We start from the raw sequence: 14,227 nt of genomic DNA, 5'->3' as shown, positions 1-14,227 counted from the left end.
GCCATGGCCACATCCTCCCCGCTTTTCGAGATCGCCCACCTGCGCAAGCGCTACGGCGGCACCGCCGTGGTGGACGACCTGTCGCTGTCCATCGCGCCGGGCGAATGCCTGGGCGTGATCGGGCCCAACGGCGCGGGCAAGACCACCACGCTGCGCATGTGCCTGGGCCTCACGGCGCCCGACGAAGGCAGCGTGCGCTTCCACCCGCCGGGCGGCGGCGCGCCGCTGCTCATGCCGCGGGACGCGCGCGCCATCAAGGCGCAGCTGGGCGTGGTGACGCAGTTCGACACTCTCGACCCGGATTTCACCTGCGCGGAGAACCTGCACGTGTTCGGCCGCTACTTCGGCCTGCGCGGACGGACGATGGACGAGCGCGTGCCGCGGCTGCTGGAGTTCGCCGCCCTCTCCCACAAGGCCGGTGCGAAGCCGGGCGAACTCTCGGGCGGCATGAAGCGGCGCCTCTCGCTCGCGCGGGCGCTGGTGAACGATCCCGCGCTGCTGCTGCTCGACGAGCCCACCACGGGCCTGGACCCGCAGGCCCGCCACCTGATGTGGGAACGCCTGCAGCAGTTGCTGCAGCAGCAGGGCAAGTCGATCCTGCTCACCACCCACTTCATGGACGAGGCCGAGCGCCTGTGCACGCGGCTGCTGGTGCTGGACCACGGCCGCAAGATCGCCGAGGGCCGCCCGCGCGAACTGATCGCCGGGCACCTGGAGAGCGACGTGGTCGAGGTGTACGGCCAGGGCGCGCTGGCGCTGGCCGAAGACGCCGCGCTGCGCCCGCTCGCGGCGCGCGTGGAAGTGAGCGGCGAGACGGTGTTCTTCTACACGCAGGATGCACGCCCGCTGCTCGCCGCGCTCGACACGCATCCGCAGCTGCGCCGCCTGCACCGCCCCGCCAACCTGGAGGACCTGTTCCTCAAGCTCACCGGCCGCCAGATCCGCGAGTGAGGGGCTGCCGCCCTCGTGCCCGAGCCTGCTCCCCTTTCCTTTTTCCGCCGCCTCCAGGACCGAACCCCATGGACTCTCCCACGCCTTCCACGCCCAGCCACTGGCGCCCGCCCGCGCCCACCGCGCGCTGGTGGCCCGTGTTCCTGCGCAACCTGCTCGTGTGGCGCAAGCTCGCGGTGCCGAGCCTGCTGGGCAACATCGCCGAGCCGCTGATGTGGCTGGTGGCCTTCGGTTACGGCATGGGGGCGCTGGTGGGCCAGGTGAACGTGGGCGGGCATGCGGTGCCCTACATCCTGTTCCTGGCCAGCGGCTCGATCTGCATGAGCGCGATGAACGCGGCGAGCTTCGAGGCGCTCTACTCCGCGTTCTCCCGCATGCACGTGCAGAAGACCTGGGACGGCATCATGAACGCCCCCGTGGGCCTGGACGACGTGGTGCTGGCCGAGATGCTCTGGGCCGCGTTCAAGGCGTTCTTCACCGTGACGGCGATCATGGGGGTGATGCTGGCGCTCGGCATCAGCCACAGCCCGAAGCTGCTGATCGCGTGGCCCGTATTGCTGCTGGCGGGCGTGATGTTCTCCAGCATCGCGCTCATCTTCAACGCCCTGGCCAAGGGCTACGACTTCTTCACCTACTACTTCACCCTGGTGCTCACGCCGATGATGTTCCTGTCGGGCGTGTTCTTCCCGCGCGAACAGTTGCCGGACCTGGTGCGCCGCGTGTCGGACTGGCTGCCGCTCACCAACGTGGTCGAATTGGTGCGGCCGCTCTTCATGGACCAGTGGCCCGCCCATCCGCTGCGCCACGGGCTGGTGGTGGGCCTCACCGCGCTGGTCTCGTTCTGGATCGCGCTCGCGCTCACGCGGCGGCGCTTCGCGAAATAGGTTTTTCCGCTGTCCTTTCTTTTGTCTTTTCCACTCGTTCTTCAGGAGGATTCCCAATGACGATCAACACCGTCGGCATCATCGGCGCGGGCACCATGGGCAACGGCATCGCGCAGGCCTGCGCGGTCGCCGGCATCGACGCGGTGATGGTGGACATTTCCGACGCGGCCGTGAAAAAGGGCCTCGCCACCGTGTCCGGCAGCCTGGACCGGCTCATCAAGAAGGAAAAGATCACCGCGGCCGACAAGGACGCGGCGCTGGCGCGCATCAGGACCTCGACGAACTACGACGACCTGAAGGCCGCGCAGCTCATCATCGAGGCCGCCACCGAGAACCACGAACTCAAGGTGAAGATCCTCGAGCAGGTGGACGCGATCGCCGCGCCCGATGTGATCGTGGCCTCCAACACCTCGTCGATCTCGATCACGCAACTGGCCGCCGCCACCTCGCGGCCCGACCGCTTCATCGGCATGCACTTCTTCAACCCGGTGCCGATGATGGCGCTGGTGGAGATCATCCGCGGCCTGCAGACCAGCGACGCCACGCACGACGCCGTGAAGGCGCTGGCCGAGCGCCTGGGCAAGAGCCCCATCACGGTGAAGAACGCGCCGGGCTTCGTCGTGAACCGCATCCTGGTGCCGATGATCAACGAGGCCTTCTTCGTGCTGGCCGAGGGCCTGGCCACGCCGGAAGACATCGACGCCGGCATGAAGCTCGGCTGCAACCAGCCGATCGGCCCGCTGGCGCTGGCCGACATGATCGGCCTGGACGTGTGCCTGGCGGTGATGAATGTCTATCTGGAAGAGTTCGGCGACAGCAAGTACCGGCCCTGCCCGCTGCTCAAGGAAATGGTGGCCGCGGGGCGCCTGGGCCGCAAGACGGGCCAGGGGGTGTACAGCTATTGAGGGGTGCCGCCGAGGCCGCGCGCCTGTGCCTCGCGGCCGATGTCTCCGGCCTGCGCCTGCATGGCCTGCACCACCTGCGGCAGGCGCGCCTCGGTCAGGCGCGAGGTGATCGCCGTGACGGCGATCGCCGCCACCGTGCGGCCGGCGGGCGTGCGCACCGGTACGGCCACCGCGCGCGTGCCGCGCACCACGCCCACGGGCGCATAGGCATGGCCCAGTGCGCGCGCCTGCGCGCAGCGCTCCAGCACGTCCGCGGCATCGAGCCGCAGGGCCCGCAGGCGGGCGGCGTTGCGCCCGAGGATCTCCGCGGCCTCCGCGGCATCCAGCGCGGCGAGCAGCACCACGCCGCTCACGCCCACTCCCAGCAGCCGGCGCGCGCCCACGTCGATGGACAGCACCTTGACGGGGTAGCTGCCGATGGCCCGATCCAGGCACACCGAATCATCGCCCTGGCGGATGGTGAGGAAGGCGGTTTCTCCCAGCGTTTCTCCCAGGTGCCGCAGGTGCGGCGCGGCGATCGCGCGCAGCGGAAAGCCCGCGGGCCGCGCCAGCCCCATGAGCGAGACCTCCCGGCCGATGCGGTAGCGGCGCGTGGCCGCGTCCTGCTCCACCGCGCCCTCCTGCACCAGCGCGCGCAGCAGGCGGTGCGCCGTGGGGCGGTTGAGCCCCGTGGCCAGCGAGACGTCGATCAGCCGCACGCCGCTTTCCTGCCCCCCCGCGACGATGCGCAGCACCGCGATGGCGCGGCGCACGCTCTGCGCGCCGTCGCGCGGGACGTCAGTGTCGGGAGGAGAGCGGGACATGCGCGCTGCCCCGCGCTCACTGCGCCGTGGTCACGGTCTTGGCGGTCTGCGGCATGGTGCGCAGCGTCACCACGCGCCCGAGCGTGGCGTAGTTCGGCCCACCGATGCGGCAGACGGGGTCGAGCGCGAGCGTGTCGATCTTGCCGTCCCGCAGCAGCCCCTCGCGCACGTGGAAGCGCAGCACCTCGCCCACGAAGAACTCCGCGCCCGTATCGCCGAACGGGATCACCTGCGACAGGCGGCACTCCATCGCGACGCCGGCGTCGGCGATCCGCGGCACCGCGACGGCCTCTCCCGGTGCCGTGGCCAGGCCCAGCAGATCGGCCTCGCTGACCTCGGGCGGGTGTTCCGCGCTGCTCTCGTGGATCTGCTGCAATTGCCCGCCGTGGCCGATGTTCACCACGAACTCGCGGCGCGCGAGGATGTGCGTGCCCGTGTCCTTGCGCCGCCCGGCCTTGCGCCCGATGTTCACGCCCAGCAGCGGCGGCTTGTTGGAGACGAAGGTGAAGCAGGAAAACGGCGCGAGATTCACCACGCCGGTTTCGGACAGCGTGCTGATCCACGCGATGGGGCGCGGCACGACGATGCCGCTCAGGAGGCGATAGGTGGCTTCGGGGCCGAGATCGGCGGCGTCGAGGGTATCGGTCATGGCAGTGCGGCGGGTGCAGTCGGGTGGGTAGGAACCCGCCGGGCGCCGCACTGGCGGCGGCAACCGGGGGCTGCCGGCATTGTGGAAAGGGTAGCCGCCGCCCGGGCCGCCCAATCGCCGATTTGTTCCACATCGCGGACTCTTGCGACGCGGGCGCATTGCTGCGGCAGGGACCGCTTCCTACGATGGGTCCAACGGCCGCGAAGACCCCGATGGGCACCGGCCGCCTGCAACGAGACAGGAGACAAAACCCATGCACAGACGCCTCATCCTGCGCGGCGCGGCAGGCCTCGCCGCCACCGCCGCGCTGCTGGCGGGCCCCGCGGCGGCACAGCCCGGCAACTGGCCCGACAAACCCGTGAAACTGGTGCTGCCCTACCCGCCCGGCGGCAACGTGGACGGCGCGGCGCGCATCATCAGCGAGCAACTGCAGGCGCGGCTGGGCCAGCCGTTCGTCGTGGAAAACCGCCCCGGCGCGGGCGGGCTCATCGCGGGCGAGGCCGTCGCCAGGTCCGCGCCCGACGGCTATACGTTCTTCATGGGCGCGAACGGGCCGATCCTGTTCTCGCCGCTCATCTTCCGCCGCAACGCCTACGACTGGAAGAAGGATTTCGCGCCGGTGAGTTCGGTGTCCTTCACGCCGCTGGTGCTGCAGGTGCATCCGTCCACGCCCTACCGCACGCTGGCCGACCTGCTCGCAGCGGCGCGCGCGGGCGGCGGCAACATCACCATGGCCTCCCCGGGCGCGGGCACCACCAACCATCTCGTGAGCGAATACCTGCAGCGCGAGAGCGGCGCGAAGTGGCTCACCGTGCACTACAAGGGCAATGCCCCGGCCACCACCGACCTGCTCGGCGGGCAGGTGCAGTTCAACTTCGACCAGATCTCGGTAGCGCAGCCCTTCATCCAGGGGGGCCGCACGCGCGCCCTGGCCGTCACCTCGCGCGAGCGGTTGCCGCAACTGCCCGACGTGCCCACGCTGCGCGAATCGGGCTTCGCGGATTTCAGCGCCGAAACCTTCACCGGCGTGCTCGCGCCGCGCGGCACGCCCCAGCCGGTGGTGGACCGCTTCTCCGAAGCCCTGCGCGCCGTGCTCGCCGATCCCGCCGTGCAGGAGAAATTCCGCGTGCTCGGCTCCGAGGCCCGCGGCAGCACGCCCCGGCAATTCACCCAGTACCTCACCCAGGAAGACCAGCGATGGACACCGATCATCCGGCAGGCCGGCATCACGGCGGAATGACGCCCGCGCAGACGGCAGCGCAGGGGGCCCCGGCGCCCGCCGCGCGCACGAGCATCTACGTGGAAGGCTTCAGCCACAGGAACCCCATCCCCGCGGCCTGCCGCGTCGGCCCGCTCGTGGAGAGCGGCAGCGTGCTGGGCACCGACCCGGCCACGGGCGCGGCGGCTCCCACGATCGAGGCGCAGTGCCGCTTCATGCTGGACAACCTGCGCCGCATCGTGGAGGCCGCGGGCGGCAGCACGGCCGATGTCGTGAAGGTCACGGTCTGGATGAAGGACCGCAGCCAGCGGCCCGCGCTCAACGCGCCCTGGCTCGAGATGTTCCCCGACCCGGCCTCGCGCCCCGCGCGCCACGCGATCCACGCGCCCGATCTCGACATGGGCAAGCTCATAGAGTGCAGCTTCACGGCCTATATCGCCTGAGAGCGGCTCCCGCGTCCCTTCTGGCGTCGTTGCCGCATCTTGACCGCCCGCGATGCGGCGCCGCGCCCGTGCCCTCTCAATCGTCCACGCATTGAAAACGACCCGATGCCCGACTACCTTCCCTTCGATCCCCATCCCCGCGCGCCCGTGCCGCTGCCGCCGCCACTGGCCTGCGACAGCCAGTTCCACGTCTTCGGCCCGCGCGACCGCTACCCCGTGCGCGCCGGCGCGGCCTACGAGATGCCCACGGCCACGTGGGAGGTCGCGCAGCGGCTGCACGCCACGCTGGGCATCGCGCGCGGCGTGATCGTGCAGGCCACCACCTACGGTGCCGACCATGCGGTGGTGCTGGACGCACTCGCCGCGCTCAACGCGGACGGTCCGCGCCGCTACATGGGCTGCGCCAACGCCGCCGTGCTGCTGGAGCGCGACGACGCCTACCTGCAGACGCTCCACGATGCGGGCGTGCGCGGTGCGCGTTTCACGCGCGGTGGCCTCGGCATCCAGTTCACGGCCGACCAGATGGACCGCGCCCTGTCGCGCGTGCGCGAACTGGGCTGGTACGTGAAGGTGCAGCCCGAGCCTTCCGGGATCGCCGGGCAGATGCGCGCCTTCGACGCGCTGCGCGACGTGCCGGTGGTCATGGACCACATGGGCCGCGCGGACCCGGCGCTCGGCGAGGCGGACCCGAACCTCGCCTGCATGCGGGAGCTGCTCGCGCGCGGCAATTACTGGGTCATGCTGTCGCTGTCCGAGAAGCTCTCGCACGAGGGCCCGCCCTGGAACGACGTGGTGCCGCTCGCGCAGCGGCTGATCGCGGCGGCGCCGGAGCGCTGCATCTGGGGCAGCGACTGGCCGCATCCCGTCTCGGTCAGGCAGCCGCCCAACGAGGGCAGCCTGCTGGAACTGCTCTACCGCTTCGCGCCCGACGCCGCCGTGCGCGAGCGCATCCTCGTCACCAACCCGGCACGGCTCTTCGGATTCGACACGCCATGAAGCTTCTTTCCTTTCTCACAGGCGGCCAGGTACGCTGGGGCGCCGCCACGCCGGACGGCATCGTCGATCTGGGCCGGCGCCTGCCCGCGTTCGGCAGCGTGCTCGCGCTGCTCGAAGGCGGCGAGGCGGCGCTGGCGCAGGCGCGCGAGGTGCTCGCGGGCGCGACCGCTCCCGACCATGCGCTGGACAGCGTCACGCTGCTGCCGCCGGTCCCAGCGCCGCGCAAGATCTTCTGCATCGGCGTGAACTACGCGCACCGCAATGCCGAGTACCGCGACGGCAGCGATCTGCCGCGCTACCCGAGCATCTTCCTGCGCGTGCCGGATTCGTTCGTCGGCCACGGAAGGCCGCTGCTGCAGCCGCACGAATCGCGGCAACTCGACTACGAGGGCGAGATCGGCCTCGTGATAGGCCGCGGCGGTCGGCGCATCGCGCGCGAGGACGCGCTGCGCCACATCGCCGGGCTCACCTGCGTGAACGAGGGCACGGTGCGCGACTGGGTGCACCACGCCAAATTCAACGTCACGCAGGGCAAGAACTTCCATGCCTCCGGCGCGATGGGCCCCTGGATCGCCACGGCCGACGAATTCCCGCAGGGCTACGGACGGCTGCGCGTGCGCACGCGCGTCAACGGCGAGACACGGCAGGACGACACGACCGAGCACCTCATGTTCGATTTCGCGCAGCTCATCCACTACCTCTCCACCTTCACCACGCTGGAGCCCGGCGACGTTGTCGTGACCGGCACGCCCACCGGCGCGGGCATCCGCTTCGATCCGCCGCGGTTCCTGCAACCCGGCGACGTGGTCGAGGTGGAAGTGGACGGCGTGGGCGTGCTGCGCAATGCCGTGGAGGCCGAGGCATGAGCGCCGCGTCCGCTGCATCCTCTCCTCCCGCACCCGCCCTGTCGGCAGACCAGCTCGGCGAAGCGGCGCGGCAACTCGACGAGGCCGAACGCACGCGCGTGCCCTGCGCCCAGTTCTCGCGACAGTATCCGGACATGGGCATCGATGATGCCTACGCGATCCAGGACGCGTGGATGCAGCGCAAGCAGGCCCGGGGCCGGCGCGTCATCGGCCACAAGATCGGGCTCACGTCCAAGGCGATGCAGCGCGCCGTGAACATCGCGGAGCCGGACTTCGGCACGCTGCTGGACGACATGCTCTACCGCGACGGCGCGAGCCTGCCGGCCGACCGCTTCCTGCAGCTGCGCATCGAGGCCGAGCTCGCCTTCGTGCTCGCGCGGCCCTTGGCAGGCCCGCACTGCACGCTCTACGACGTGCTCGACGCCACGGCCTACGTCACCCCGGCGCTGGAGATCCTGGACGCGCGCATCCAGCGCGTGGACCCGGAGACCGGCCGCACGCGCACCGTCATCGACACCATCTCCGACAACGCGGCCAACGCCGCACTGGTGCTCGGCGGCCGGCCTTTCAGGCCCGCGCTGCTCGACGCGGATCTGCGGCGCATCGGCGCCATCGTCACGCGCAACGGCGACGTGGAAGAGACCGGGCTCGCGGCCGGCGTGCTGAACCATCCCGCCAACGGCGTGGCCTGGCTCGCCAACCGGCTGCACCGCCACGGCATCGCGCTGCAGGCCGGCGAAGTGGTGCTCGCGGGGTCGTTCATCCGGCCCATCGACGTGGCCCGTGGCGATACCATCGTGGCGGACTACGGCGAGTTCGGCACCGTTGCGTGCCACTTCGGCTGAGCGATTCCCCAGACCCCGCTCTCCGCGAAACCGCTTCCTTCCATGCCCCAGCCCAACCGCTTCAAGCGCGCGCTCGCCGCCGGCCAGCCGCAGATCGGACTCTGGTCCACCCTGGCCTCGCCCTATGCGAGCGAACTGCTCGCGGGCGCGGGCTTCGACTGGATGCTGCTGGACACCGAGCATTCGCCCAGCGACGTGCCGCACATGCTGCAGCAACTGCAGGCCGTGGATGCCGAGCGCGACGGGCGCACGGCCGCCGTGGTGCGGCCCGCATGGAACGACCCGGTGCTCATCAAGCGCTACCTCGACATCGGCGCGCAGAGCCTGCTGCTGCCCTTCGTGCAGAACGCCGACGAGGCGCGCGCCGCGGTGGCCGCCATGCGCTACGCACCGCGCGGCATCCGCGGCATGGGCGGGTCGGTGCGGGCCACCCGCTTCGGGCGCGACACCGGCTACCTCGCGCAGGCCGAGAACGAGCTGTGCCTGCTCGTGCAGGTGGAGACGGCCGAGGCACTGGAACGCATCGAGGACATCGCCGCGTTGGACGGCGTGGACGGCATCTTCATCGGCCCCGCCGACCTCTCGGCCAGCATGGGGCACGCGGGCCGGCCTCAACACCCCGAGGTGCGCTCGGCCATCGACGGCGCCATCCGCCGCATCCGCGCCTGCGGCAAGGCCCCCGGCATCCTCATGGCCGACGAGGCCCGGGCGCGCGAATGCCTGGACCTCGGCGCGCTCTTCGTGGCCGTGGCCATCGACATGCTGCTGCTGCGCCAGGGCGCCGACGCCGCGGCCGCGAGGTTCCGGGGCGGCGCTGGCGCGGCACCGCGGCAGCCCCCGGCCTCGCTCCCCTACTGAACCCCGCCGGCGGCGGGCTGCCGGCCCCACGCCTGTCATGGTCATCCGCCAATTAAATTGCACGCAATTTAATTGGCCGCAATAATCCAACCCATGCCTTCCCGCACCATCCCGGCCACGGCCCCGCTCCCCGCCCTCCAGCGGCTGGACAGCCAGGTCTGCTTCGCCCTCTATTCGGCGTCGCTGGCGATGACCAAGCTCTACAAGCCGCTGCTCGATGCCGTCGGGCTCACCTACCCGCAGTACATCGCCATGCTCGCCCTCTGGGAGCAGGACGGCATCACGGTGTCCGAGCTGGGCGAGCGCCTGTGCCTCGACTCGGGCACGCTGACCCCGCTGCTCAAGCGCATGGAAACTTCCGGGCTCGTCGCCCGCGAGCGCGATCCCCAGGACGAGCGGCGCGTGCGCATCACCCTCACGGCCGGCGGCCGGGCCCTGCGTGGCCGGGCCGAAGCGATCCCGCACTGCGTGCTGGAGCGCAGCCAGTGCACCATTCCCGAACTGGAGGCGCTGACCGCGCAGCTCACGCAGCTGCGCGAACGGCTCTCCCGCAGCCCGGGCTGACCGCCGCCACCGCGGCGCGCCCGTTCCTTTGTTCTTTCGTCCATCAACCCCAAGGAGTCCACATGACCACGCTCGACAAAGTTCTCTACACCGCCCGCGCCCACACCACCGGCGGCCGCGACGGCGCCTCTCGCAGCGATGACGGCCGCCTGGACGTGAAGCTGTCGTCCCCCGGCACCAGCGGTACGGGCACCAACCCCGAGCAGCTCTTCGCCGCCGGCTACTCCGCCTGCTTCATCGGCGCCATGAAGGCCGTGGCCGGCAAGGTCGGCGTCACCATTCCGCAGGACCTGGCCATCGACGCCGAAGTGGACCTGGGCCAGATCCCCAACGCCTATGGCATCGCCGTCCGCCTGAAGGTGTCCCTGCCCGGCGTGGACAAGGCCAAGGCGCAGGAACTGGTGGATGCAGCCCACCAGGTCTGCCCCTACTCCAATGCCACGCGCGGCAACATCGACGTGACGATCACGCTGGCCTGATCCCCGCGATCGCCGGCCGGCCGCCCGCCAGCCGGGCACGCGACAGCGATCACACTCCAGCACGCCACGCCGGCGGCACGCGCACGATGACCGCCTATCCCGACGAGAGCCTCCGCATCCAGGGCCGCGCCGCGGGCGGCGTCGGCTTGCAGGCCAACCGCAGGGCCATGGAAAGCGTGTACGCCGGCGGCTTCTCCGGCCCTCGGCGGGTCAAGGAATTGCCGATGCCGGAATAGCTATTTTCTTCAAGCAGAAATAGCGTCTCTGCCATTGCTGCGTTCATATCAGCCCCGCACCGCGCGTGCCGTGGCCCGAAAGTCTTCTTTTTTGCAGCATCCGTCCGCAGAAACGGACGTTTCCGAGCCATCATGTCGGGCTGCGCTCCCGCCTCTCCAGCATTCCACGCTCCCCGATCCACGCCGGCCTTCTGCGCCTGCGCCCGCCATGAAGATCGCCCTGCTGTCCGACATCCACGCCAACCGACAGGCGCTCGAGGCCTGCCTCGCGCATGCGCGCGCCCAGGGCGCGGAACAGTTCGCACTGCTCGGCGACCTGGTGGGCTACGGCGGCGATCCGGTGGCCGTGGTCGATGCCGTGATGGAGCTGGCCGCGCAGGGCGCTCCCTGCGTGATGGGCAACCACGACGCGGCCGCGCTGGACCCGCCCGTGGACTCGCCCCTGCTGGGCGAGCAGAGCGCGCAGTGGACGCATGCGCAGCTCGCGCCCCGGCACTGCGAGTTCCTCGCGGGCCTGCCGCTCACGCGCCGGCTGGGCGCATCGGCCCTGCTGGTGCATGCCAGCGCGGACGATCCCGCGCACTGGCACTACGTGCACGACGCGGGCGCGGCGGAACGCAGCATGGCCGCCGCGAGCCGGCTCGACCCGGCGATCCGCTACGTGTTCTGCGGCCATGTGCACGAGCAGGCGCTCTACTTCCTCACCCCCACGGCCAAGCTCATGCGCTTCGCGCCGCAGCCCGGCGTGGCCGTGCCCGTGCCGCCGCACCGCCAGTGGCTGGCGGTGGCCGGCTCGGTGGGCCAGCCGCGCGACCGCGACGTGCGCGCCATGTACGCGCTGTTCGACGACGGCGCCGCCACGATCACCTTCCACCGCGTGCCCTACGACCACGCGGCCGCGGCGGCGGCCGTGCGCGCCGCGGGGCTGCCCGCCTTCTTCGCGGACCGGCTCGAGGAAGGCCGCTGACCCGGCCGGCCCCTCCATGAAGCTGCTCGCTCCCGGCACCGCGGTGGACGGATTCGTGGTGCACGAGTGCCTGCACGCGGGCGGCATGGCGCATATCTACCGCGTGTCCTGCGCCGACCCCGCGCAGGACCCGGGCTTCCCGCTCGTGATGAAAGTGCCGCGCATGACGGCGGGCGACGGTGCCGAGAACATCGTGGGCTTCGAGGTGGAGCTGCAGATCCTGCCCGCGCTGCAGGGCCCGCACGCGCCGCGCTTCGTGGCCGCGGGCGACCTGGCCCGCCTGCCCTACCTCGCCATGGAATACGTGGAGGGCGACACGCTGCAGCACCGCCTGGACGCGGGCCATCGCCCCGGCGCGGATGACATCGCGCGGCTCGGCGCGGCCATGGCCCTCGCGGCGCACAGCCTGCACCAGCAGAACGTCTGCCACCTGGACCTCAAGCCCGCCAACGTGCTGCTGCGGCCGGACGGCAGCGCGGTCCTGCTGGACTTCGGCCTCTCGTTCCACGCGCACTACCCCGACCTGCTGGCAGAGGAAATGCGCGAGGCCGTCGGTTCGCCCGCCTGGATCGCGCCCGAGCAGGTGGTGGGCGTGCGCGGCGATTTGCGCAGCGACGTCTTCGCCATCGGCGTGATGCTCTACGAACTCGCCACCGGCGAACTGCCCTTCGGCGCGCCGGCCACCCGGGGCGGCCTGCGCCAGCGGCTGTGGGTGACGCCACGCCCGCCGCGCCAGCACCGGCCGGACATCCCGCCCTGGCTGCAGGAGGTGATCCTGCGCTGCCTGGAGCCCGAGGCCGCGCAGCGCTATCCGTCGGCCGCGCAGCTCGCGTTCGATCTCGCGAACCCGGAGCAGGTGCCGCTCACCGAGCGCGCGCACCGCCTGCGCGGACCGGGCCTGCGCGCCCACCTGCGCCGCTGGCTGCGGGCCGCGGGCATGCACTACCAGCCCAGCCCGCTGCCGACACGGCTGATCGAGGCTGCCCCCATCCTGATGGTCGCGCTGCCCGGCGAGGACGCCACCGACACGACGCTGCAGTCGCTGCGCGAAGCGGCCGCCCGGTCGCTGGGAATACGGCCGGGAGCGCGGCTGGCCTGCGTGACCGTGGTGTCGCCTTCCGCCAGCAGCGCGACCGATCCCGCGCGCAGCGAGACCACGCTGCACCGGCGCCACCTCGTGCGGCTGCGGCAGTGGGCCTCCGGATTGGACCTGCGCGGCCACGGCGCGAGCTTCCACGTGCTCGAATCCGGCGACGTGGCGCAGGCACTGGTGCGCTATGCCGCGGGCAACCGGGTGGGCGTGATGATCCTCGGCGCGGCCACGCACGGCGTGCCGCTGCAGCGCTTCATCGACACCATCCCGCTGCGGGTGGTGCGGGATGCGCCCTGTACGGTCATCCTCGTGAAGCCGCAGCAGCCCGCCAGCGACAATGCCGGCCATGCACCATCCACCAGCGCCTGAGCGCGACGACCTCCACCCCTACGCCCTCCTCACGCCCGACCTCGTGCTGGACGCGCTCGCGTCCATCGGCCTGCACGGCGACGGCCGGCTCATGGCCCTGGGTTCCTACGAGAACCGCGTCTATCAGGTACACCTGGAGGACGGCACGCGCGTGGTCGCCAAGTTCTACCGCCCGGGCCGCTGGAGCGAGGCGCAGATCCTGGAGGAGCATGCCTTCTCCGCCGAGCTGGCCGAAGCCGAGGTGCCGGTCGTCGCACCGCTCGCCGTGGAGGGCCGCACGCTGCACGCGCATGCGGGCTTCGCGTTTTCCGTGAGCCCCTGGCGCGGCGGCCGCACGCCCGACCTGGACGACTTCGAGGCCCTGGAATGGATCGGCCGCTTTCTCGCGCGCATCCACACCGTGGGCGCGGCGCGGCCGTTCGCGCACCGCCCGGCGCTGGATGTGCGCAGCTTCGCCGCCGAGCCGCGCGACGCCCTGCTGCAGGCGGAGGCGATCCCGCTGGACCAGCAGTCGGCCTGGACCGCCGCCTGCGGCGATGCCATCGCGCTGATCGAGGAAAAGATGGCGGGCACCGGTGCCACCGCGCCGTGTGCCGTGCTGCGCCTGCACGGCGACTGCCACCCGGGCAACGTGCTCTGGACGCCCGCCGACCTGCCCGGCGGCGGGCCGCATTTCGTGGACCTGGACGACGCGCGCATGGGCCCGGCCGTGCAGGACCTGTGGATGCTGCTGTCGGGCGAGCGGCGCCAGCGCACGCAGCAACTCTCGGCCCTGCTGGACGGCTACGAGCAGTTCCGGGACTTCGACCGCCGCGAACTCGCGCTGATCGAGCCGCTGCGCACGCTGCGCCTCATCCATTACAGCGCCTGGCTCGCGCGGCGCTGGAGCGATCCGATCTTCCCGATCAACTTCCCGTGGTTCGGCAGCAGCGATTACTGGCGCGGCCAGGTGGACATGCTGCGCGAGCAGATCGAGGCGATGCAGGAGGAGCCGCTGGCGGCGTGAAACGCAGGAAGCACGGCCGCGTCCACAGCGCACCACGGCCGCGCAGGAAACGCAAACAATTGTCAAATTCCACGCCTGGCGCACGCGGGACGTT

At 71.3% G+C, this 14,227-nt stretch carries 17 protein-coding genes and 1 pseudogene; 16 read left to right on the top strand and 2 right to left on the bottom strand.

Features of this window, described 5'->3' with window-relative positions; all coding sequences use genetic code 11:
* Positions 1-48 precede the first annotated feature (48 nt).
* The 4 genes and pseudogenes from BLR99_RS23965 to BLR99_RS00110 form a co-directional block, all read left to right on the top strand.
* A pseudogene (locus BLR99_RS23965) lies at positions 49-600 on the top strand (ATP-binding cassette domain-containing protein); the annotation flags it as partial.
* Between the two features lie 15 nt (positions 601-615).
* Positions 616-951: an ATP-binding cassette domain-containing protein gene (locus tag BLR99_RS23960; protein ID WP_491893103.1), complete on the top strand. Its 336-nt coding sequence runs from the start codon at positions 616-618 to the stop codon at positions 949-951.
* 68 nt (positions 952-1,019) lie between these two features.
* The gene (locus tag BLR99_RS00115; protein WP_011797274.1) at positions 1,020-1,835 is read left to right on the top strand and encodes an ABC transporter permease; all 816 of its coding nucleotides are present in this window, start codon (positions 1,020-1,022) and stop codon (positions 1,833-1,835) included.
* A 56-nt stretch (positions 1,836-1,891) separates the two neighbouring features.
* A complete protein-coding gene (locus BLR99_RS00110; protein WP_011797275.1) occupies positions 1,892-2,740 on the top strand; it encodes a 3-hydroxybutyryl-CoA dehydrogenase in 849 nt (282 codons plus the stop codon).
* On the opposite strand, the gene BLR99_RS00105 is transcribed toward BLR99_RS00110, so the two are convergent.
* Positions 2,734-3,543: an IclR family transcriptional regulator gene (locus tag BLR99_RS00105; RefSeq protein ID WP_011797276.1), complete on the bottom strand. Its 810-nt coding sequence runs from the start codon at positions 3,541-3,543 to the stop codon at positions 2,734-2,736. The genes BLR99_RS00110 and BLR99_RS00105 overlap by 7 nt on opposite strands.
* Before the next feature lie 16 nt (positions 3,544-3,559).
* Entirely contained in the window at positions 3,560-4,192 is a 633-nt protein-coding gene (locus BLR99_RS00100) for a flavin reductase family protein (RefSeq protein ID WP_011797277.1), read from the bottom strand.
* Between the two features lie 253 nt (positions 4,193-4,445).
* On the opposite strand from BLR99_RS00100, the gene BLR99_RS00095 reads away from it, so the two are divergent.
* The 12 genes from BLR99_RS00095 to BLR99_RS00045 all read left to right on the top strand — a co-directional run bounded on the left by BLR99_RS00095 (position 4,446) and on the right by BLR99_RS00045 (position 14,133).
* Positions 4,446-5,432, top strand: coding sequence for a Bug family tripartite tricarboxylate transporter substrate binding protein (locus BLR99_RS00095; RefSeq protein ID WP_011797278.1), 987 nt, complete (start codon positions 4,446-4,448; stop codon positions 5,430-5,432).
* Positions 5,429-5,854, top strand: a complete 426-nt coding sequence (locus BLR99_RS00090; protein ID WP_011797279.1) for a RidA family protein — start codon at positions 5,429-5,431, stop codon at positions 5,852-5,854. The genes BLR99_RS00095 and BLR99_RS00090 overlap by 4 nt, the downstream gene beginning before the upstream one ends.
* A gap of 105 nt (positions 5,855-5,959) precedes the next feature.
* The gene (locus BLR99_RS00085) at positions 5,960-6,850 is read left to right on the top strand and encodes an amidohydrolase family protein (RefSeq protein WP_011797280.1); all 891 of its coding nucleotides are present in this window, start codon (positions 5,960-5,962) and stop codon (positions 6,848-6,850) included.
* Positions 6,847-7,716, top strand: coding sequence for a fumarylacetoacetate hydrolase family protein (locus tag BLR99_RS00080; protein WP_011797281.1), 870 nt, complete (start codon positions 6,847-6,849; stop codon positions 7,714-7,716). The genes BLR99_RS00085 and BLR99_RS00080 overlap by 4 nt, the downstream gene beginning before the upstream one ends.
* Entirely contained in the window at positions 7,713-8,561 is an 849-nt protein-coding gene (gene hpaH / locus BLR99_RS00075) for a 2-oxo-hept-4-ene-1,7-dioate hydratase (protein ID WP_011797282.1), read from the top strand. Before BLR99_RS00080 ends, hpaH begins: the two co-directional genes overlap by 4 nt.
* 42 nt (positions 8,562-8,603) lie before the next feature.
* Entirely contained in the window at positions 8,604-9,419 is an 816-nt protein-coding gene (locus tag BLR99_RS00070) for an aldolase/citrate lyase family protein (protein WP_011797283.1), read from the top strand.
* Between the two features lie 93 nt (positions 9,420-9,512).
* Positions 9,513-9,983 carry a MarR family winged helix-turn-helix transcriptional regulator gene (locus BLR99_RS00065; protein ID WP_011797284.1) on the top strand — a complete coding sequence of 157 codons (471 nt, stop codon included), beginning with the start codon at positions 9,513-9,515 and terminating at the stop codon, positions 9,981-9,983.
* A gap of 62 nt (positions 9,984-10,045) precedes the next feature.
* On the top strand, positions 10,046-10,462 hold the full coding sequence (locus BLR99_RS00060) for an organic hydroperoxide resistance protein (RefSeq protein ID WP_011797285.1): 417 nt from the start codon (positions 10,046-10,048) through the stop codon (positions 10,460-10,462).
* A gap of 86 nt (positions 10,463-10,548) precedes the next feature.
* Positions 10,549-10,698, top strand: coding sequence for a hypothetical protein (locus tag BLR99_RS22965; RefSeq protein WP_017439796.1), 150 nt, complete (start codon positions 10,549-10,551; stop codon positions 10,696-10,698).
* A 208-nt stretch (positions 10,699-10,906) separates the two neighbouring features.
* Positions 10,907-11,665, top strand: coding sequence for a metallophosphoesterase family protein (locus BLR99_RS00055; protein ID WP_011797286.1), 759 nt, complete (start codon positions 10,907-10,909; stop codon positions 11,663-11,665).
* A gap of 16 nt (positions 11,666-11,681) precedes the next feature.
* On the top strand, positions 11,682-13,127 hold the full coding sequence (locus tag BLR99_RS00050; RefSeq protein ID WP_011797287.1) for a serine/threonine protein kinase: 1,446 nt from the start codon (positions 11,682-11,684) through the stop codon (positions 13,125-13,127).
* The gene (locus BLR99_RS00045; RefSeq protein WP_116212486.1) at positions 13,096-14,133 is read left to right on the top strand and encodes a serine/threonine protein kinase; all 1,038 of its coding nucleotides are present in this window, start codon (positions 13,096-13,098) and stop codon (positions 14,131-14,133) included. The genes BLR99_RS00050 and BLR99_RS00045 overlap by 32 nt, the downstream gene beginning before the upstream one ends.
* The last annotated feature ends 94 nt before the right edge of the window (positions 14,134-14,227 follow it).

Origin of the sequence: Paracidovorax citrulli (genome assembly GCF_900100305.1) — a bacterium.
Taxonomy (GTDB): domain Bacteria; phylum Pseudomonadota; class Gammaproteobacteria; order Burkholderiales; family Burkholderiaceae_C; genus Paracidovorax; species Paracidovorax citrulli.
The sequence above is the reverse complement of the archived record's forward strand: the minus strand, read 5'-3'. Positions and strand labels throughout refer to the sequence as shown.